The following is an 18852-nucleotide window of genomic DNA, read 5'->3' as shown; positions in this document are numbered from 1 at the left end:
CATCACTACAATCACCACCGGCCCCACTCAGCAATCGGCGGCCTACCACCCATCACCAGGTTGACCAACGTCCCTGGACAGCACACCTAGGCCGCCGGCGTGATCAGCTCCACGTTGCTCGCGGCGAGCGCGTTTCTCAGGCCGGGTGGCGGCGTGCTGTCGGTGATCAGGTAGTCGGCGCTGCTCAGGTCCGAGACCTGGGCGAACAGCCGGCGGCCGAACTTGGAGGAGTCGGCGAGGATCGCCACGCGAGCCGCGCGCGAGATCATTTCCTTCATCATCGCGGCTTCGGCGAGGTTGCTCGTCGTGTAGCCGGCTTCCTCGGAGACCGCGCCGACGCCGATCAGCGCCAGGTCGCAGCTGATGTCCAGTTCGGCGCCGCCGTGCACCCGGAAACTGACGGGCCCGATCGTGGCCAGGGTGGACGAGCGTACGGCGCCGCCGAAGATGTAGATGTCCCGGATCGCGCTGGGCGCCAGCACCCCCGGCACCAGCAGATTGTTCGTCGCCACCGTGAGGTCGCGGTGCCGGCTCAGTTCGCGGGCGAGCGCGAGGGTGGTCGTCCCGCCGTTGATCATGATCGTCGAACCGTCCTGGACCAGCGCCGCGGCGAGCGCGGCGATCTTCTCCTTCTCCTGCTCCTGGAGGGAGAGCCGCTGATCGACGGCGCGGTCGGTGCGGGAGATCGTGGCGAGACTGACGGCGCCGCCGTACGTGCGCACCAGAACGCCCTCGGCACTGAGGTGATCGAGATCGCGCCGCACGGTGTCGATGGAGACGCCGAACCGGTCGGCCAGCTCGCCCACCGTGACCTGCCCGGCCTCGGCGACGTACGCGGCCAGCTGAGCCTTGCGCCCGGCAGGCAGGTGGCGCTGCCGCTCCTCCTTGTCGACGCTCACGTCTCCCCCTCGTGTCTAAGTGCGGAAGTATGCCACAAACACGCATGGTCCAGCGGAGAACCGCACGCGCCGCGGTGACCGGTCTTACTCGTGTAAACGGTGACGAACAGTGCGACTCGGATAGCTCTGTTCTCCCACATGCCGCAAGAGTCTGCCGTTGTTCGCCGTTTTCTGCGGTTCTTGGCTTGTTCCCCTGAGTAACGCGCTGCTAACGTGGCGCAACCACGGCAGAGAACAGGAATCATCTATAGAAGGAGCCCGTCATGGCGGTTGGTGGACCTCGGCTGAAGCGACTAGTGGGGGCCGCGACAGCGGCCGCGATGGTCACGCTCGTGGCGGCTTGCGGTTCGGGCGACTCGGGCGACACCAGCTCGGGCGGTCCGGTCACGCTGGAGTTTGCCCAGTGGTGGGGCGCGGAGCTCCCGGCGGGAGACTTCGACAAGATCATCTCTGACTTCACGGCGCAGAACCCGACCATCAAGGTCAAGCTGCTGAGCGCGCCGTACGCCTCGACCAAGCAGCAGCTCGTCACCGGCGCGGCGTCGAAGACCCTGCCCGACGTGGTGGGCCTGGACGGCGCCTGGGTCAGCGACTTCGCCAAGCAGGGCGCGATCACCGACCTCTCCAAGCTGATGACCGACGCCAACTACGACACCAGCCAGCTCGCAAGCCAGGTGCAGGCCAAGGGCAAGACGTACATGATCCCCGTGGTCAACTTCGTCTACCCGCTCTTCGTCAACAAAGACCTGCTCGCCAAGGCTGGCGTCACGAGCGCGCCCACCACGCGTACCGAATTCCTGGACGCGGCCAAGAAGATCAGCGCAAGCGGCGGCGACGTCAAGGGCTGGGCGCTCCCGCTCGACACCGCCGTGCCCAACGGCATCCAGAACGACGTCATGTCCTGGCTCTGGGCGTCCGGCGGCAGCATGCTCGCCGACGGCAAGCCCAACCTGACCAGCCCCCAGGTCAAGAGCACTGTCGAGTACGTGAAGAGCCTGAACGACGCCGGCGTCATCGCGCCCGGCTCGCTCACCATGAAGGAGCAGGACAAGGTCGAGAAGTTCACCAACGGCCAGGTCGGCATGATGATCGACTCGCTCGCGCACATCAACCTGATCAAGAAGAGCAAGCCCGACCTGACGTTCGAGGTGGCGGCCATCCCGGCCGAGGACGGTTACACCGGCAAGCGCGGCATGCCGTACGCGTCCTGGGGCATCGGCGTCTCGAACTCCACCAAGCACAAGGCCGAGGCCTTCAAGCTCGTGCAGTACCTGATGAGCCAGGAGACGAACGCGAAGCTGAGCACGATCGCGAACGGGTTCCCCGGCAACAAGAACGCGAAGCCGGACTTCAGCAAGAGCGACCCGCTGTTCAAGACCGCCTTCGACATCTACCAGAAGGGCTATCCGGCCAACGAGTTCGTCGGCCTGCCCAAGTCCGAGGATCTGATGCGCAGCTTCGACGAACAGCTGCAGCTGGTGCTGACCGGCAAGGCGAGTGTGGACGACGCCCTCGCCAAGTCGCAGGAATCCTGGTCCTCGGTGATCGAGTAGCGATGACATCCCTGCTCGCCTCGAAGGCCGCGACGCCCGCCGAACCGGCCGCGCAGCCGCGCAGGACCCTGGCCCGGCACCTGGTCCCGTACGGCTATCTCTCCCCCACTGTGCTGCTGATCGTGGTCCTGATGGTCGTCCCGATCGTCATGGTGGTCAGCTACTCGTTCCGGGACAACGTGATCGTCCAGGAGAACTCGGTCTTCGCCGGGTTCGCCAACTACACCAAGGTGCTCACCGACGCGGACTTCCTGGCCGCGCTGAAGAACACCGCGATCTTCATCTCGGTCAGCACCGCGGCCCACCTGGTCCTCGGCCTCGCCTTCGCAATGATGCTCAACACCTCGCTGCTGAGCGGGGTCACCAAGGCCGTCTTCCGGATCGTCTACATCCTGCCCTGGCTGTTCACGATCGCGGTGATCGCCGTCATCTGGCGCTTGCTGCTCGACCCGTCCGGCGTCGTCAACTACGTGCTGCACACCCTGGGCGTCATCCAGAACGGCGTGAACTGGCTCGGCGACCCCGGCACGGCGCTCTGGGCGGTGACCTTCGCCAACATCTGGTCCGGCTACCCGTTCTTCATGATCAGTCTGCTGGCCGGGCTGCAGGGCATCTCCGCCGATCTGTACGAGGCGGCCGCCGTGGACGGGGCGAACCCGGTCCAGCGGTTCCTGCACGTGACACTGCCCCAGCTGCGGCCGGTGATCATCAGCATGGCGGTGCTCGACCTGATCTGGACCTCCCAGCAGTTCGCGCTGATCTGGATGATGACCGGCGGCGGGCCGCTGAACACCACCGAGATGCTCAGCACCTTCACCTACAAGCAGGCCTTCAGCGAGTACGAGTTCGCGACCGCGTCCGCCGCCGCCGTGATCGTCCTGCTCATCACGATGGTTCTGGCCTTCTTCTACGTACGCCAGCAAAGGGAACGGTGAGACGAGCATGGCAGGAGTCAAGACGCGACACCATCTCGCGAAGGCGGGCGTCATCACCGGGCTGACCATCGGCGCGCTCTTCGCCGGCCTGCCGGTCCTGTGGATGCTCTCCACCTCGTTCAAGAGCAACGGCGACGTCTTCCTGAACCCACCCGAGCTCATCACCGAGAACTTCTCGTTCGACGCCTACCGCGAGATTCTCGGCAACGGCGCCCAGCTGCGGTTCTTCCTCAACAGCTACATCGTCGCCCTCACGGTGACCGTCCTGACGCTCCTGGTCGCGATCCTGGCCGGGTACGCATTCAGCCGCTTCACGTTCCCGCTCCAGCGGACTATCAACGCCGTGATCGTCAGCGTCCAGGCGGTGCCGCCGATCACGCTCGTCATTCCGTACTTCGGGCTCGTCGTCGCGCTCGGCCTGTACAACACCTATCCCGGCCTCATCCTCACGCACATGGTGTTCACCCTCCCGTACGCGATCATCATGACCACCGCCTACCTGAACACCCTGCCGCGGGAGATGGACGAGTCCGTCAAGGTCGACGGCGGCACCAGCTGGACCGCGTTGTGGCGGATCCTCGTGCCGATCTCGGTGCCCGGCCTGATCGCGGTCGGGGTCTACACCTTCATGATCTCGTGGAACGAATACCTCTTCGCGCTCACGCTGACCCGCACGGACGACATGCGCACGGTGCCCATCGGCATCCAGCTGCTCATGGGTCAGCACTCCTACGAGTGGAACCAGATGATGGCGATGAGCATCCTCGGATCCATCCCCGTCCTGGTCCTCTTCCTGCTCTTCCAGCGACGGTTCATCGGCGGGCTGACCGCCGGCGCCGTCAAGGCCTGACAACGCCAGTCGATGAAGTCGATTAAGGAGAAACACAGACAATGCTGACGACCGGCAAGGCGATCCTCGACGTCGCCAATGAGCACAGCTTCGCCGTGCCCGCCTTCAACATCAGCGACTGGGCGATGTTCAACGGCATCGTGGAGGTCAGCGAGGAGACGAACGCTCCCCTGATCGTCGCGATCCACCCGGACGAGGTACGGCACATCGGCCCCGACATGATCACCGGGATCATCGAGCGGTCGCACCGGTCGGCCGTCCCGATCGCGATCCACTGGGACCACGGCGCCACCTACGAGCAGATGCTGCAGGCGATCAGGTACGGCTTCACCTCCCTGATGATCGACGGCTCGCTGAAGCCGTTCGAGGAGAATGTCGCGATCTCCCGGAAGGTCACCGAATCCGCGCACACCCTCGGCCTGTCGGTGGAGGCCGAACTCGGCACGATCGGCGCCAACGACAGCTACGCCGAGGCGGGCGCCGCCACGATCATCTACACCGACCCGGACGACGCGGTCACGTTCGTCGAACAGACCGGCGTGGACAGCCTCGCCGTGGCGATCGGCACGTACCACGGCTTCTACCCGGCCAACCTCAAGCCGGAGCTGAAGCTCGACCTGCTCAAGGAGATCAAGAGCCGGGTGCAGATCCCGCTGGTGCTGCACGGCGGGTCGAACAACCCGGACGACGAGATCGCCGAGGCGTCGCGGACCGGCATCAACAAGATCAACATCTCCACCGACATCAAGGTCGCCTACCACAACAAGATGCGCGAGGTGCTGGGCAACGACCCGAAGGTGCGCGAGCCCAACGCCATCCAGCCCGCCTGCATCGAGGCCATGAAGGTGGTCGCGGCCCAGAAGATCGAGCTGTTCGGCGCCGCCGGCAAGGCGCCGCTCTACTGACATGGCGGACGCGTCGCGTGTCGTCCTGGGCCTCGGCGGCTGCATCGACTACGAACTGAAGCTCACCGCCGCCGTCCTGGAACACCTAGCCGCCGTACACGGCATCCGTGCCGCCGAACTGACCTCGCCGGCCCTGGTGACCAGCGAGCGGGACCTCGTGGTGTCGATCCTCGGGTACGTGGCCCGTGGCGGTGGCGGCGAGCACTTCGTCGCCGCCGCCCCGGCACTGGAGACCTTCGCCCGCAGGTTCCCGCACCGGACGACCCTGGGCGGCACCTCGGTCCGGGCCGGCGTCATGATGAGCCGGCTGGGCGTGCCGTCGACGCTGCACCTGGTCAGCGTCAACGACACCGTACGCCGCCTGCTGCCGCCGGACGGCGAGTACATCACCAGCGGCGCCGAGGACTCCTTCCACCCGCACCTGATCGTCCAGTACGACCGCGGCCTGCGGATCCGGACCGGCGACCTCGACATCACCGCGCCGTTCCCGAACCGGCTGATCTACGTCAACGACCCCGCCAACGGCGCCATGGTCCTCACCGAAGACCTCGGTGACCGGCTGAGCAAAGCGGACGTGTTCCTGATCTCGGGTTTCAACGCCATGCGCTCCCCGGAGCAGATCGATCAGCGGATGGCGGAACTGCGATCGCACATGCGGCAGCTGCCGCCCGGGGCGGTGACCTACTTCGAGGATGCGGCGTACCACGAACCCGCTTTCAGCCGCCGGGTCCGCGACGCGCTCATCGACAAGATCGACGTGTACGGGCTGAACGAGGACGAGCTGCAGGCGTACCTCGGGCACCCGGTCGACCTGCTCTCGGCGCGCGAGGTCGCGGACGCGCTCACGGCGGTGCGGGCGCTCATCCCGGCGCCGACGCTGGTGCTGCACACGAAGTACTGGGCGGCGGCGCTCGGCGACCGCGCCGGGCAGTACGCCGACGCCCTGGACACCGGCACCCTGATGGCCGCCACCCGCTACTGCTACGGCGACGACTTCACCGATGAGAACGTCCAGCACCTGCGCCGGCAACCGCGACGATCCGAATCCGTCAGCCTCGCGGCGGCGCTGCGCCGGTCGATGGGCGACGGGACCCGCTGCGTCCCCGGCTTCGCCCTCGACGTCGAGGATCCCACCACCGTGGGACTCGGCGACACCTTCGTCGGCGGCTTTCTCGCCGAGCTGGCGCGGGAGGAACAACCATGACCGTACTAGCCCTTCCCGCCAACCAGCCCGAGACGTTCTACCGCGGTGCCGGCCGGATCGCCGAGTTCCGCACCGTGGTCGCGCTGCCCGACCGTCCCGAGGACTGGGTGGGCTCCGTGACCAGCCGGTTCGGGCACGCCCTGGCAGGGCTGTCCACCCTGCCCGACGGCCGCGAGCTGCCCGAGGCGATCGCCGCCGACCCGCACTGGTGGCTCGGCCCCGAGCGCACCGACACCGGCGTGCTGGTGAAGCTGCTCGACGCCGGTCAGCGGCTGCCGTTGCACGTACACCCGGACCGCCGCTTCGCGACCGCGCATCTGGCCTCGCCGTACGGGAAGACCGAGGCCTGGGTGATCGTCTCCGCACGTCCCGGCGCGCACGTCCATCTCGGCTTCGCCCGCGACGTGGCCGCCGGCGAGCTGGCCGAGTGGGTCGCCGGGCAGAAGACCGAGCAGATGCTGGCTGCCACCAACAAGATTCCCGTCGCGGCCGGTGACGGGATCCTCTGCCCGGCCGGCCTGCCGCACGCGATCGGCGACGGCATCCTGCTGGTCGAGGTTCAGGAGCCGACCGACTTCTCCGTGCTGCTCGAGTACGAGGGCTTCGGCCTGCCCGACGGCCACCTGGGGCTCGGCTACGACCTGGCCCTGCAGTGCGTCGACCGAACCGCGTGGACGCCGGAGCGCCTCGACGGGCTCCGGGGCTCGGGCCGGCTCCTGCCCGCCGCGGCGGACGATTTCTTCTCCGCCCGTCGCCTGCACGGCGACGACCGCCTGGACCGGGGCTTCGGCGTCCTGGTCGTGGTGGCCGGCGAGGGCCGGTTGACCGGCGAAAAGGACGATCTGCCCGTCCGGCGGGGCGACACGCTGCTTGTTCCGTACGCCGCCGGCCCACTCCACCTGCACGGCCGCGTCGAGGCGATCCGGCTGGCGGGCCGCTGACCGCGCCTGTTGGACGGGCGGCCACCTCGGCGCCACTTCCGGGTCACGTTCGGCTGATGGGTTGTCCCTTGACATCAGCGACGCAAACTTGGAGTGCGCTTTCATGAGTGTTCTGCGTTCCCGCAGGCGGCAGGTGGCTGTGGTGCTGGCCGCCCTCTCGGTGGTCGCGGTGCCCGCCGTGGCCGTGGCCGGCGATTCCCACCCGGACAAGACCCGGGCCGCCAGACACGCCGTCCAGGGCGGCAAGGCGCGCAACGTCATCCTGCTCATCGGCGACGGCATGGGCGACAGCGAGATCACCATCGCGCGCAACTATCAGGTCGGCGCGGCCGGTCGGCTCGCGATGGACACCCTCCCGCTGACCGACGCCTACACCACGTACGCCGTCCAGAAGGCGAACCCCAGCCTGCCCGACTACGTGACCGACTCGGCCGCTTCCGGCTCCGGCTGGTCGACCGGGCACAAGACGTACAACGGCGCGATCTCGGTGCTGCCGGACGGCAAGCCGGTGCCGACGATTCTGGAGCTCGCCAAGAAGGCGGGTTTCCGGACCGGCGACGTGACCACCGCGGAGCTGCAGGACGCCACCCCGGCGGTCCTCGGTTCGCACGTCGTCAGCCGCGACTGCAAGGGCCCGGACGCCATGGCCACCTGCGCCGTCAACGACAAGCGCAACGGCGGCGCGGGCTCCATCGCCGAACAGCTCGTGCAGACCCGGCCGGACGTCCTGCTCGGCGGCGGTAAGCAGTACTTCGACCAGACCGTGAAGGCCGGCAAGTACCAGGGCCTGACCGTGCTCCAGCAGGCGCAGGCCAACGACTTCCAGATCGTCACGGACGCGGCCGGGCTCGACGCCGCCTCCGGCAGCAAGCCGATCCTGGGCACGTTCGCGAAGAACAACATGGACCTCGAGTGGACCGGGCCGACCCCGACGCTGACCGGTACGGCGCCCGCAAAGTGCGCGGTCAACGCCGGCCGTACGGCCACCCAGCCCCACCTCGCCGACATGGCGGGCAAGGCGTTGCAGGTGCTCGACAAGCAGACCCGCCACTCCCGCCGCGGCTTCTTCCTGCAGATCGAGGGCGCCTCCATCGACAAGCAGGACCACGCCGCCAACCCGTGCGGTCAGATCGGCGAGACGGTCGCCTTCGACGCGGCGGTCCGCAAGGCGCTCGACTACCAGAAGTCGCACCCCGACACCCTGGTCGTCGTGACCGCCGACCACGGCCACACCAGCCAGATCGTGGAGGCCGCGACGCTGGGTTACACCGCGACGCTGACCACCTACGACGGCGCGAACATGACGATCAGCTACGCCACCGCGCCGATCACCGGCTCCCAGCAGCACACCGGCACGGAGGTACGGATCGCTGCCGGCGGCCCGCAGGCGGCCAACGTGCTCGGCGTGACCAACCAGACCGACCTCTTCTTCACGATGAAGCGAGCACTGGGCGTGTAGCGAACGCATGCCCACGTAGCGCCGGCCCTGCGATTTCGCAGGGCCGGCGTCGTGTTCGGGAGGCTCGCCGGGTCAGCGACGGAACAGCTGACCGCGGACCGCGCCGCCGGGGAACTCGGCGCTGTGCAGGTTGGCGTAGAACGCGCCCGGCTTGTGCTTGATGTGACGGACGATCGCCGGGTCCACACCGGTCGCCGTGCCCGAGACGGCGACGATCGTGCTGGGCATCGCGGTCGTGAACAGGGGGACGACCACGTCGCCGTTGGTGCCGGCCCTGCCCTTGTGGATGTGGCCCAGCGTGGGCCGGATGCCAAGCCAGGCGAAGGAGTAGCCGACGCTGGTGGTGCCCTGCGGCCGGACGAACGAGACCGCGCGGCCCGTCGGGTCGCCGACCGCGGGACCGCCGGCCGTCGGCACCTCCTGGTCACCGGAGAGGAACGCCTTCAGGGTGCCGCCGCGCAGCAGGCCGAGCACGTCGGCCGAGCCGCGGAGCCCGTGCAGCTGCCCCCGGACCGCACCGCCGGGGAACTCGGCGGTGTGCAGGTTGAGGTAGAAACCGGCCGGCCGGCTGCGGATCGCGTCGGCGATCGCCGGGTCGCTGACCGTGGTCACGCCGGCGGCGGCGTTGACCGTCTTCGGCATCGCGGTGGTGAACAGCGGGACCTTCACATCGCCGTTGACCCCGCTCCCGCCCTCGTGGATGTGACCGAGCGTCGGCGCGCCGATGTCCTTCCACGCGAACGCGAAGGTGACGCGGTCGCCCTGGACCCGTACCAGGCCGGTGGCCCGACCGTCCTTGTCCCCGACGGCGGGCTTACCGGCCACCGGCACCTCGTTGCGACCGTTCAGGGTCGCCACGAAGAACCGCGCATGCTGGCGCGAGCGGCGTACGCCCGCGGCCCGGTCGTGGGTGGACGTCGACGCCGTGGCCGGCGCCGTGTGGTCCATGCCGGCCATCGCGGAGTGGTCCGTCCCGGCCGTCGCGGGCCGGCCGGATGCGGGGGATGCGGCCGGAGCGGCGAAGGCCGGAGCGGCCGCCGGGGCCAGCACGAGTCCGGCGATACCCAGCGCGAGCGCAGTCACGGTGACGGGCAGTTTCATGAGCTCTCCAAGAAATCGACGGCAGTTCCGGGCAGCACACGAGTGGCGGTCCCGAACGGTTCAGCGGAATTACCGGGACCATGACCTGAATCACAATCGACGTCTTCCCGTGAACCGTTTCCCCCGCCGTAACCGTTCGGGCCACGTCACCATCGCGAAAGGGAAAACGTCATGCGACGCACTGCGGGAACCACCATCTCTCTGATTCTGTGTGGAGCGGCCCTCATCGCCGGAACCACCGCGTGCAGCGGCAGTTCGGCGAAGGAGGCACCGAAGTGGACCGCAGCCCCCACCAGCGCGCAAGCCGTTCAGCCGACCGGCATTCAGGTGGCCGATTCCGCCGTGGGACCCATTTTGGCCGACCAGAACGGTCGCACCCTCTACGCTTTCACCAATGACAAGAACGGTGCGAGCAGCTGCACCGGAACCTGCGTCGCGACGTGGCCCGCACTGACCAGCGAAAAGGCGGTCGCCGCTGCGACCGGGGTCGACGCCGGACTGCTCACCACGGTCGCCCGGACCGAAGGCGCCACCCAGGCCGTCTACGGGGGCTGGCCGCTGTACTACTACGCGGGTGACCTCGGCACGGGCGACATCGACGGGCAGGGCGTGGACGGCGCATGGTTCGCGGTCGGCACCGACGGCAAACTGGTCAAGGCCGACCCGGCGAGCTGACGGGCCCGCCTGGCCGCGTGCCGGTCAGGGCCGGCCGTCGTCGCCGCCGAAGCCGGGCCCGTCGGCCGAGAGCAGGTGCTCGGCGCCGTTCTCGAGCATCTTGGCCATGTCGGCGGAGCGGGGAAGCATCGTGTTCTCGTAGGTCCGGAGGGCCTCGTCGACGGTCGCGGAGTTCGCGAGTGCGAGGGCGAGCTCGCAGGCGTCGAGCATGGCGAGGTTGACGCCGACGCCGAGCGGGGGCATGACATGGGCGGCGTCGCCCAGCAGAGTCACGGCCGGGTCGTGCTCCCACGTGTGCGGAACCGGGAGGGCGAAGATCGGGCGGTCGACGTACGGGCCGTCATTGTCGGTGATCATCTGTCGCATCCGGGGTGACCAGGCGGCGAACTCGCCGGACAGGTGGGCGCGGAGGCCCGGGGTGTCCTCGATGCTCAGGCCGGCCGAGGCGATCCAGTCGACGGGAACCCGCTGGATGACGTAGACCCGGATGTGGTCGCCGCTGTTGCGCTGGGCGAAGAGTCCGCGTTTCCCATCGGCCGCGTGGGCGCCGCCCTGACCGACCAGCTCTGAGAGGTCGGCGTGCCGGTTCGCCACGTCGTCGAACCTGGCTTCCAGAAAGCTGACGCCGGTGTACTGCGGTACGGCCGCCGAGACGGCCGGGCGGACCCGGGAGAACGCGCCGTCGGCCCCGATGACCAGGTCGGCCTCCACGGCCGTACCGTCGGTGAAGTGCAAGGTGCGCCGCCCGCCGGCCGGCCCGCTCACTCTCGCCAGGGCGTGACCCCACCGTACGGTCCCGGGCTGGAGGGACTCGAGCAGCAGGGTGCGCAGCTGCCCGCGGTCGATCTCGGGTTTGAAGAGATCGCCCGCGTCCGGGACGTGGTGGGTGCGTATCGCGCCGGTGACGTCCATCTCGCGCATCTCCTGACCCTCGGCGCGGGCCAGCTCGAAGAACTCGTCGAGCAGGCCGGCTTCGCGCAAGGCGAGCTGGCCGTCGTCGGCGTGCAGGTCGAGCGTGCCTCCCTGGTTGCGCGCATCCGGGCCGGAATCGCGGTCGTGGACGGTGACTGCGATGCCGTGCCGCTGGAGGATGCGGGCGCAGGTGAGGCCGCCCGGCCCGGCGCCGATGATGCCGATCCTGGCGGTCGTGGGTGCTGGTGAGGTCATGGTCGAGCCCTTCGGGTCGTCGGTCGTCCCAGAAAAACAGACTGACACCAAAAGTGCAACGGGTCAACTTAGTGGTCGATGCCACTTGCGGCTATGATCGAGTCATGACCGACCTCCCCGTCGGCCGCCGTGAACGCAAGAAGGCGGCCACCCGGCAAGCGATCGCCGACGCCGCGCTCCGGCTCTTCCTGGAACACGGCTATGACCGGGTGAGCATCCGGGACATCGCAGATGCGGCCGACGTGTCGACCACGACGTTGTTCAAGCACTTCGCCGGCAAGGAAGCGCTGGTCTTCGACGAGGACCAGGCCCGAGAGGCGGAACTGGTCGCCGCCGTACGCGAGCGAGACGCCGGCCGGAGCATCCTCGACGCTCTCCGGCATCACGTCCTCGACACCTGGCTCCCGGTGGCGGAGCATGCGCAGGCGGGCGAGTTCAACAACCTGGTGAACTCCACGCCGGCCCTCCGCGCGTACGGCGAACGCATGTGGACCCGGCACACCGCCAGCCTCGGCGCGGCCATCGCGGAGGACGTCGGCGTGGACCACGACGACGTCGCCTGCGTGGCCCTTGCGCGATTCGTGCTGGAGATCCCGGCGCTGACCCGCGACCGTCGCAACCGCACGGCTGCCGTCGAAACAATCTTCGACATCCTCGAGCAGGGCTGGGAACCACCGGGCAAACCGGCACCCCGACCCTGAGTCGCACTTTTGGGCGTACGTTTCCTGTTCTCCGAATTCAGGAATCCCACCACTTTATTGTCGCGTCCATGCGATTTGCTTCGATTGCGCGCCACGCCCTTCCGCGTCGGCGCCACCTTGGACTGCTGCTCGCCGGCGTACTCGTCGCGACGGGGACGCCCACAGCCGCCGTCGCGGCCACTCCGCTGGTGTCCGTCAAGCCGGCCAGCTCGGTCGGTTTCGACGGCCTGGTGTACGCCACCGCATACGCCGGTTCCACGGTGTACGTGGCCGGCAGTTTCCGTAACGCCATCGTGGACGGGCGGTCGGTGGTCCGCAAACGGCTGGCCGCCCTGAACGCCCGTACCGGTGAGCTGTTGCCCTGGGCACCGACGACCAACGGCACCGTCTGGGGGCTGACCGCATTCGGGCAGTCGCTGTACATCACCGGCAAGTTCACCACGGTCGGCGACCAGGCGCGGGCCGGCCTGGCCGCGATCAATCTGAGGACCGGCGCCGTCGGCACCCTGAAGCACACGATCAAGGGTGAGGGGCACACGCTCGCCGTGGGTGGCGGACGGTTGTTCCTGGGCGGGACGATCAGCGCCGTCGACGGGCGCGCGCAACCCAACCTGGCGGCCTTCGACCTGACCACCGGCGCCCTGGACACCTCGTTCGGCAGCGGCGCCGACGGGGAGGTCAAGGCACTCACGGTGGCAGGTTCCCGGCTGTACGTCGGCGGCAAGTTCAAGCACCTCAACGGCGCGGCCGGCACCGTCCGGCTCGCCGCCCTCCGGCTCGCCGACGGACAGGTCGACACGGCGTTCCGGCCCGTCACGCCGTACTTCGTCGGGGCGATCACCGTCGCACCGGACAAGGTGTACGCGGCACTGGCCGGACCCGGCGGCCGGGTGGCCGCGTACCGGCCGGACGGGGGGCTGGTCTGGAGCACGGTCACGGACGGCGACGTGCAGGCGATCACTCAGCTGGGCGGAGCGGTGTACGCCGGCGGGCACTTCACCGTCGCCTGCCCCGTACCGTCGAAGACCGCGACCTCATGGTGCCCGGCCAATCTGCGAAGCCAGCCGAAGCTGGAGGCCTTGAATGCCGAGAACGGCTCGCTGCTGGACTGGAACCCGAAGAGCAACGGGAAATGGGGAGTGCTGAGCATGGACGTTCACCCCACCCTCGGCCGGATCGCCGTCGGCGGCGAGTTCACGGCCTTCGGCAGCCTCAGCCGTCCGCACTTCGCCCAGTTCGGCACGGCTTGCCCGTACGGATGCGGCGGCCGATCCCGGTAGTACCCGACCGACGATCGTGGGGCGGTGCCGGACTTCCGGCACCGCCCCTTCGGCGTTTCCCCGCTATCGATGGTGATCGAAGTTGACTAGCATCGATGGATCTACGTGCGACAGTGGGGGAAGCATTGAAGAAGACACCGCTCGTGCTTGCATCCGTGCTGGTCACCAGCCTCACGACGGCGGTGGCGGCACCCGCCGCCGCCGCTCCGGCCGCCGTACCCGGTGACCTGCGGCCGGTTCAGACCCGCCAGTCGTTGCTCGGCACCCATGCCTGGTACCAGCAGACCTACCGGGGAATCCCGGTCGTCGGCGGCTACTACGCCATCCACCGAATCACCGACGGCACGGTGACCACCGCCGACGGCCGCAAGACCGTCACCGGACTGGCCGGCACCACCGCCGGCTTCACCGAACGACGAGCCAGGTCCGCGGTGGCCGGCCGGCTCGGCAGGCAGCCCGCCCGTTCCGAACTCGTCATCGTCCCGGGACAGACCGCCAAGCTGGCCTGGCAGACCCTGACCCCGACCGCGCGCGGCACCGTCCGGTCGCTGGTCGACGCGGGCAGCGGCGCCGTGCTGCAGGAGGAGAACACGGTCCGGGAGGCCAACGGCACCGGCCAGGTCTTCGACCCGAACCCGGTCGTCGCCCTGCAGGACGAGTCGCTCACCGACCAGGACGACGCCGACTACCCCGCGCTGAAGGCGGCCTACCGGCGGGTCACGCTGCGCCACCTCGACCCGGGCAAGGACACGCTGCAGGGCTCGTACGCGAACAACATCAGCACCCCCGCCGTCACCTCCGCCGGACGCACCTATGTCTATCCGCGTTCGGAACCCGGCTTCGAGCAGGTGATGACGTACCACAGCATGACCAAGGCCGAGGACTACATCCACCGGCTCGGGTTCGTCGACGTCAACAACGAACCGCAGGACTACGCCACGACCGGCCTCACCGAGGACAACTCGTACTACGACCCGTCGATGGACGCGATCACCCTCGGCACCGGCGGCGTCGACGACGCCGAGGACGCCGAGGTGATCTGGCACGAGTACGGCCACGCGATCCAGGACGACCAGGTGCCGGGCTTCGGCAGCACGGAAGAGGCCGGCGCGATCGGCGAGGGCTTCGGCGACTACTGGGCCGTGACGATGTCCCAGTCGACCAGCCCCGACACCGCCGTCACGCCGCTGGCCTGCGTCATGGACTGGGACGCGACCGCGTACACCGATGACGAACCGCACTGCCTGCGCCGTACCGACACCGCGAAGCTCTACCCCGGCGACCTGGAGGGCGAGGTGCACGCCGACGGCGAGATCTGGTCCCACGCCGTCTGGGACGTCAACAAGGCACTCGGCCGCACCAAGGCCAACCGGGTCATCCTCGAGGCCCAGTTCCGCTTCACCCCGGACGTCACCATGCCGCAGGCAGCCGAGGCGACCGTCGCCACCGCCCGCGTCCTCTACGGAGTCCGCGCCGCGAAGCAGACCCGCAAGGCCTTCCAGGCCCGCGGGATCATCTCCTAGGGCGTGACCGGAGACGCCCGGGGGCGTGCGATCTCGGATGTGCCGTAGATGCTGCGGAGCCAGATCGTCGCCAGGGCATCCACCCGCCGCTGGTCGTCGGGCGTCTCCGTCGGGCCGAGGCCCTCGAGCATCCGGTCGCTGAGTCCGAGCAGCAACGCGGCGAGGGTGCGGCTGTGCGGTCCGGCGGGGGCGCGCCCGGCCGCTCGCTCGCTGTCGATGTACTGCGCCATGGGAGCCACGAACGAGTCGAGGTAGCCCGCCCACATCTCACGGATCGTGCCACTGTGCCGGCGGGCGTCGAGCATCGCACGGTAGAGGTAGTGGTGCCGGCGCACCGACTCGGTGAGGTCGTACACCATCCGCTCGATCCGGTGGGCCGCGGGCAGCGAGTCGTCGGAGAGGTGAGCGGCCGCGGCGATGCTGGCCACGTACACGTGGGCGCCGAGCGCCGCCATGCAGGCCGCCTTGTCGGCGAAATAGAAGTAGAACCCGGACCGGGTGACCCCGGCTCGGGCGGTGATGCCGGCGATGGTGATGGACTCCAGATCGGACTCGTGCAGCAGCTCGTCCAGGGCGCGCAGCAGGGCGTCCCGGCGCTTGTCGCCCCGGCTCGTCGGCCCGCGGTCCCCCGTGCGTGACCCCGGCTCAGCTCGCATGCCCGCCTCCCGAGCGCTGGACAACCCGCCGGGACAGAGCCTATAAACGTATTTGACACGCGTCAATTTCACGCCGATGCACGGCCTCGCGCGCTCCCCCTCTTCTCGGGCATGACGGAGTCCCCATGACCCACCTGCAGATCCGGAAGATCGATTTTCGCTTCGACGAGACCACCCCGTTCCAGTGGCTGCCGAGCCACCCGAAGTTCGGGTTGATGGCCAACGCGATCAGCATCATGGCGATCGCGTTCGAGAAGTTCATCGTCACCAACACGCGGGCCGCTATCCCGCTGATCGAGGACCCGGCCGCCGCCGAGGAGGCGGAGGCGTTCCTCCGCCAGGAGGCGCAGCACGCGAAGAACCACCGCAAGCACGTGACGGCCCTGGTCCGGCAGTACCCCGAGCTGCAGAAGACCGTCGACGCGGCGGTCGGCTCCTTCGACCGGCTGGTGGAGACCAAACCGCTGCAGTACCGGCTGGCGTACACGGCGGACCTCGAGTCGACCTTCACCCCGATCTTCAAGGTGATGCTCGACCATGAGGACGTCCTGTTCCGCCCCGGTGACGAACGCGTGGCCTCACTCTTCCTCTGGCACTTCGTCGAGGAGGTCGAGCACCGCAGCTCGGCGCTGGTGGTGTGCGATGCCGTCGTGCACAACCGCTACTACCGCACCCGCATCGCCCGCTCCGTGTTCCGGCACATCATGCAGCTCTACCGCGACATTCTCACCGGCTTCGAGGAGCACGTGCCGGAGGCGGACCGGCGGGCGCAGTACCGCAACGTCTCCCCGGACGGCGTACGCCGGGAGGAACTGCTGGCCCGGCTGCCCCTGCGGACGTCGTGGCGGACGCGCCTCGGGATGTTCCCGCCCGCCACGTTCGCCCCGGCGTCGAACCGGGAGATGCTCATCATGGCCTACCGGCTGCTGTTGTCGCAGGTGCCGCACCATCGACCCGCCCGGGAGCCGCTGCCCCGCTTCGCGGACATCTGGTTCGACCGGTACGCGGCCGGACACGACATGACCCGTTACTACTCCGATGGCACACCGTGAGTGGCTGCCCGCCCGGATTCGCCGAGACCGCCCGTACCCTCGGGGAGATCGACTGCGCGCACGCGCCATCGGTCGTCTCGGTACGGCCGCCCACCTCGCTGGCGGACGGCACGATGCCGGTCGTCGAGGCGTTCATGGTGGCCGGTGCGGTCGTCGCGCTGGTCCACGCGGTGCTGTGGTGGCGCCGCCGCGGCGACCCGACGAACCTCGGGCTCTGGTGCGCCACCCTCGTCTACCTCGCTGTGCTCGAGCCGCCGCTCTACTTCCCCCAGCGGTTCGGCCTGCAGGACCAGCTCGGCCTGATCTTCGTGCACAACGTGTTCTCGGTGCAGTTCCTGCACGACCGGCTGCCGCTGTACATCGTCGCCGTCTACCCGGCACTGACGTACGCGGCGTACGCGCTCGTCCAGCGGACCGGCCTGCTGGACCGGCACTCGCCCGCCGCCGGCGCCGCCTGCGTGGCCGTGGTCTTCCACTGCTTCTACGAGATCTTCGATCAGCTCGGCCCGCAGCTGCGCTGGTGGGCCTGGAACCCGGCGGCGCCGTCGAACTCGCCATGGCTGGCGGCCGTCCCGATCAGCAGCGTGGTGGTCTTCGCGGCCGCCTCCCCGTTCGGGATGGTGCTGCTGACCCGGCTGCTGCTGGCCCGGCGCGCCGCGCGTGGACCGCTCCCCCCGCTCTCGGCGGTGCTGCGGGTCGTCGGCGTCGGCGTGCTCACCCCCTTCGCCATGATGCTCTGCTCGGTGCCGTACGGCGTGCTGTCCCGCCTGCCCGGCCGCTTCACAACCGGCCAGGCGGTGGCACTGTGGGCGATCCTCGCGGTGTTCGTCCTGGTGGCCGCACGGACGGTACGGCGCGAATGGCGCTCGCCCGGCGGATCCGGACCGGATGACGGGTTCCTCGGCACCTATCCCGTCGTGGCCGGGGCGGCTTTCCTGCTCGTGTTCGCCGGCCTGTGGGCGGTCGCGCTGCCGGAGTACCTGACCGCCACGGCGGGACGGACCTCGTCCGGCACGCCGGTCGGCAGCCTCGGCTACGCGGCGGTATGCGCCCTCCTCGCCACGGGCGTCCTCGTCACGGCCGGCCTCCTGCACCGATCACCCGCGATAGCTCAAGGTCACCGCTAGCACGGCCACCGCAGTGGCGAAGAAGACGGCCCATCCCGCGAGCCGGCGGGAGCCTACCCGCAGGTGAGCTACGAGCGCACCCAGGAAGTACAGCACGAGACCGGTGGCGGCCAGTATCCCCAGCAGGGGAACGGCGAATCCGGCCAGCAGGCCCAAAGAGCCCGCCGCCAGCACCATCCCCAATATCGGAACCCAGGACCGCGGGATGCGCTTCATGTCCGCTTGGGCCTTGGGATAGTCGTGGCCGATCAGGTACGTGACCGCGGCGATGCCGTTGAAGACCGACGCGAGAATGGTGACCGTTACGTACGCGGCGAACATCAACGCTCCATGGTGGTTGTCCGGCGGTAGGCCCGGGCGAGTGCCAGCCCGCTGAGGACGACGGCGATCAGCCCGAGCGCCAGTGCGGCGAAGCCGCCGACGATGCCGTTGCCGGTGCCGGGACCACCGTCGGCAGTGGCGACCACCAAGCCGCCGACGACCATGCCGGTCGCCCCGGTCACCAAGGCGATGGTCGTTCCGCGTTTTCCGGTACGGCTGTCGCCGCGGCCGGTGGAGCGTGCCAGTGCCAGTCCACCGGCGATCGCTGCCGCGAGTGCCATCACGACGGCGGCAGTGGCGACGATTCGATCGCCGGTCAGGGTGCTCGCGCCGACGGTGGACGCGGCGAGCAGGTCATCGATGGGCATGTGGTCTTCCCCGTCTTCCCGTGTGGGTGGTCGTGTCCGATCCTCTCCGGCGGGACCGCTCCGGTAATCCTCTCGGCGTGGGCATTCGACGCTGCCGCAAGCGCGGTATCCGGCTACGAGGAATGCGGGCGCGCG

At 69.0% G+C, this 18852-nt stretch carries 19 protein-coding genes; 13 read left to right on the top strand and 6 right to left on the bottom strand.

All coding sequences use genetic code 11. The features are described 5' to 3' along the window. Window positions 1-86 precede the first annotated feature (86 nt). Window positions 87-899, bottom strand: a complete 813-nt coding sequence (locus AB0368_RS30745) for a DeoR/GlpR family DNA-binding transcription regulator (RefSeq protein ID WP_366157507.1) — start codon at window positions 897-899, stop codon at window positions 87-89. A 263-nt stretch (window positions 900-1162) separates the two neighbouring features. Between AB0368_RS30745 and AB0368_RS30740 the strand changes: the two genes are divergently transcribed. The 7 genes from AB0368_RS30740 (at window position 1163) to phoA (ending at window position 8746) form a co-directional block, all read left to right on the top strand. After that, a complete protein-coding gene (locus AB0368_RS30740; protein WP_366157506.1) occupies window positions 1163-2452 on the top strand; it encodes a sugar ABC transporter substrate-binding protein in 1290 nt (429 codons plus the stop codon). A 2-nt stretch (window positions 2453-2454) separates the two neighbouring features. Continuing rightward, a complete protein-coding gene (locus AB0368_RS30735; protein ID WP_366157505.1) occupies window positions 2455-3387 on the top strand; it encodes a sugar ABC transporter permease in 933 nt (310 codons plus the stop codon). Window positions 3388-3394: 7 nt separating this feature from the next. After that, window positions 3395-4237 (top strand): carbohydrate ABC transporter permease, encoded by an 843-nt coding sequence (locus AB0368_RS30730; protein ID WP_366157504.1) that lies wholly within the window; start codon window positions 3395-3397, stop codon window positions 4235-4237. Window positions 4238-4278: 41 nt separating this feature from the next. Beyond that, window positions 4279-5142 carry a ketose-bisphosphate aldolase gene (locus AB0368_RS30725; protein WP_366157503.1) on the top strand — a complete coding sequence of 288 codons (864 nt, stop codon included), beginning with the start codon at window positions 4279-4281 and terminating at the stop codon, window positions 5140-5142. A gap of 1 nt (window position 5143) precedes the next feature. After that, window positions 5144-6346, top strand: a complete 1203-nt coding sequence (locus AB0368_RS30720; protein ID WP_366157502.1) for an ADP-dependent glucokinase/phosphofructokinase — start codon at window positions 5144-5146, stop codon at window positions 6344-6346. Next, window positions 6343-7287, top strand: coding sequence for a class I mannose-6-phosphate isomerase (locus AB0368_RS30715; RefSeq protein WP_366157501.1), 945 nt, complete (start codon window positions 6343-6345; stop codon window positions 7285-7287). Before AB0368_RS30720 ends, AB0368_RS30715 begins: the two co-directional genes overlap by 4 nt. Window positions 7288-7390: 103 nt before the next feature. Further along, window positions 7391-8746: an alkaline phosphatase gene (gene phoA, locus AB0368_RS30710; protein ID WP_366157500.1), complete on the top strand. Its 1356-nt coding sequence runs from the start codon at window positions 7391-7393 to the stop codon at window positions 8744-8746. 72 nt (window positions 8747-8818) lie between these two features. Here phoA and AB0368_RS30705 read toward each other — a convergent pair whose 3' ends face one another. Continuing rightward, the gene (locus tag AB0368_RS30705; RefSeq protein ID WP_366157499.1) at window positions 8819-9847 is read right to left on the bottom strand and encodes a CHRD domain-containing protein; all 1029 of its coding nucleotides are present in this window, start codon (window positions 9845-9847) and stop codon (window positions 8819-8821) included. 171 nt (window positions 9848-10018) lie between these two features. Here AB0368_RS30705 and AB0368_RS30700 point away from each other — a divergent pair, with 171 nt between their 5' ends. Beyond that, on the top strand, window positions 10019-10522 hold the full coding sequence (locus AB0368_RS30700; RefSeq protein WP_366157498.1) for a hypothetical protein: 504 nt from the start codon (window positions 10019-10021) through the stop codon (window positions 10520-10522). A gap of 24 nt (window positions 10523-10546) precedes the next feature. Here AB0368_RS30700 and AB0368_RS30695 read toward each other — a convergent pair whose 3' ends face one another. Then, the gene (locus AB0368_RS30695) at window positions 10547-11689 is read right to left on the bottom strand and encodes an NAD(P)/FAD-dependent oxidoreductase (protein WP_366157497.1); all 1143 of its coding nucleotides are present in this window, start codon (window positions 11687-11689) and stop codon (window positions 10547-10549) included. Between the two features lie 104 nt (window positions 11690-11793). Here AB0368_RS30695 and AB0368_RS30690 point away from each other — a divergent pair, with 104 nt between their 5' ends. From AB0368_RS30690 to AB0368_RS30680, 3 genes are all read left to right on the top strand, one after another. Then, a complete protein-coding gene (locus tag AB0368_RS30690) occupies window positions 11794-12390 on the top strand; it encodes a helix-turn-helix domain-containing protein (RefSeq protein ID WP_366157496.1) in 597 nt (198 codons plus the stop codon). A gap of 68 nt (window positions 12391-12458) precedes the next feature. After that, the gene (locus AB0368_RS30685) at window positions 12459-13670 is read left to right on the top strand and encodes a hypothetical protein (protein WP_366157495.1); all 1212 of its coding nucleotides are present in this window, start codon (window positions 12459-12461) and stop codon (window positions 13668-13670) included. 143 nt (window positions 13671-13813) lie between these two features. After that, window positions 13814-15193 carry a M4 family metallopeptidase gene (locus tag AB0368_RS30680; protein WP_366157494.1) on the top strand — a complete coding sequence of 460 codons (1380 nt, stop codon included), beginning with the start codon at window positions 13814-13816 and terminating at the stop codon, window positions 15191-15193. On the opposite strand, the gene AB0368_RS30675 is transcribed toward AB0368_RS30680, so the two are convergent. Then, complete coding sequence (locus AB0368_RS30675) at window positions 15190-15849, bottom strand: TetR/AcrR family transcriptional regulator (protein WP_366157493.1); 660 nt, start codon at window positions 15847-15849, stop codon at window positions 15190-15192. The genes AB0368_RS30680 and AB0368_RS30675 overlap by 4 nt on opposite strands. 125 nt (window positions 15850-15974) lie before the next feature. Between AB0368_RS30675 and AB0368_RS30670 the strand changes: the two genes are divergently transcribed. Both AB0368_RS30670 and AB0368_RS30665 read left to right on the top strand, forming a co-directional pair. Further along, window positions 15975-16901 (top strand): metal-dependent hydrolase, encoded by a 927-nt coding sequence (locus tag AB0368_RS30670; RefSeq protein WP_366157492.1) that lies wholly within the window; start codon window positions 15975-15977, stop codon window positions 16899-16901. Continuing rightward, window positions 16898-18028, top strand: a complete 1131-nt coding sequence (locus tag AB0368_RS30665; RefSeq protein ID WP_366157491.1) for a hypothetical protein — start codon at window positions 16898-16900, stop codon at window positions 18026-18028. The genes AB0368_RS30670 and AB0368_RS30665 overlap by 4 nt, the downstream gene beginning before the upstream one ends. On the opposite strand, the gene AB0368_RS30660 is transcribed toward AB0368_RS30665, so the two are convergent. Both AB0368_RS30660 and AB0368_RS30655 read right to left on the bottom strand, forming a co-directional pair. Then, window positions 17999-18349: a DoxX family protein gene (locus tag AB0368_RS30660; protein ID WP_366157490.1), complete on the bottom strand. Its 351-nt coding sequence runs from the start codon at window positions 18347-18349 to the stop codon at window positions 17999-18001. The two genes, AB0368_RS30665 and AB0368_RS30660, sit on opposite strands and share 30 nt — an antisense overlap. Next, window positions 18349-18717 carry a DUF6223 family protein gene (locus tag AB0368_RS30655; RefSeq protein WP_366157489.1) on the bottom strand — a complete coding sequence of 123 codons (369 nt, stop codon included), beginning with the start codon at window positions 18715-18717 and terminating at the stop codon, window positions 18349-18351. The genes AB0368_RS30660 and AB0368_RS30655 overlap by 1 nt, the downstream gene beginning before the upstream one ends. Window positions 18718-18852: the final 135 nt, after the last annotated feature.

The organism is Actinoplanes sp. NPDC051475 (assembly GCF_040689425.1).
GTDB lineage: Bacteria > Actinomycetota > Actinomycetes > Mycobacteriales > Micromonosporaceae > Actinoplanes.
The sequence above is the reverse complement of the archived record's forward strand: the minus strand, read 5'-3'. Positions and strand labels throughout refer to the sequence as shown.

Bases quoted from the DNA above. Each gene is read 5' to 3' on its own strand.
- AB0368_RS30675 (WP_366157493.1), bottom strand. From the start codon at position 15,849: ATGCGAGCTGAGCCGGGGTCACGCACGGGGGACCGCGGGCCGACGAGC.
- AB0368_RS30715 (WP_366157501.1), top strand. From the start codon at position 6,343: ATGACCGTACTAGCCCTTCCCGCCAACCAGCCCGAGACGTTCTACCGC.
- AB0368_RS30705 (WP_366157499.1), bottom strand. From the start codon at position 9,847: ATGAAACTGCCCGTCACCGTGACTGCGCTCGCGCTGGGTATCGCCGGA.
- AB0368_RS30720 (WP_366157502.1), top strand. From the start codon at position 5,144: ATGGCGGACGCGTCGCGTGTCGTCCTGGGCCTCGGCGGCTGCATCGAC.
- AB0368_RS30660 (WP_366157490.1), bottom strand. From the start codon at position 18,349: ATGTTCGCCGCGTACGTAACGGTCACCATTCTCGCGTCGGTCTTCAAC.
- AB0368_RS30700 (WP_366157498.1), top strand. From the start codon at position 10,019: ATGCGACGCACTGCGGGAACCACCATCTCTCTGATTCTGTGTGGAGCG.
- AB0368_RS30655 (WP_366157489.1), bottom strand. From the start codon at position 18,717: ATGCCCATCGATGACCTGCTCGCCGCGTCCACCGTCGGCGCGAGCACC.
- AB0368_RS30735 (WP_366157505.1), top strand. From the start codon at position 2,455: ATGACATCCCTGCTCGCCTCGAAGGCCGCGACGCCCGCCGAACCGGCC.
- AB0368_RS30730 (WP_366157504.1), top strand. From the start codon at position 3,395: ATGGCAGGAGTCAAGACGCGACACCATCTCGCGAAGGCGGGCGTCATC.
- AB0368_RS30690 (WP_366157496.1), top strand. From the start codon at position 11,794: ATGACCGACCTCCCCGTCGGCCGCCGTGAACGCAAGAAGGCGGCCACC.
- AB0368_RS30670 (WP_366157492.1), top strand. From the start codon at position 15,975: ATGACCCACCTGCAGATCCGGAAGATCGATTTTCGCTTCGACGAGACC.
- AB0368_RS30695 (WP_366157497.1), bottom strand. From the start codon at position 11,689: ATGACCTCACCAGCACCCACGACCGCCAGGATCGGCATCATCGGCGCC.
- AB0368_RS30740 (WP_366157506.1), top strand. From the start codon at position 1,163: ATGGCGGTTGGTGGACCTCGGCTGAAGCGACTAGTGGGGGCCGCGACA.
- AB0368_RS30725 (WP_366157503.1), top strand. From the start codon at position 4,279: ATGCTGACGACCGGCAAGGCGATCCTCGACGTCGCCAATGAGCACAGC.
- AB0368_RS30685 (WP_366157495.1), top strand. From the start codon at position 12,459: ATGCGATTTGCTTCGATTGCGCGCCACGCCCTTCCGCGTCGGCGCCAC.
- phoA (WP_366157500.1), top strand. From the start codon at position 7,391: ATGAGTGTTCTGCGTTCCCGCAGGCGGCAGGTGGCTGTGGTGCTGGCC.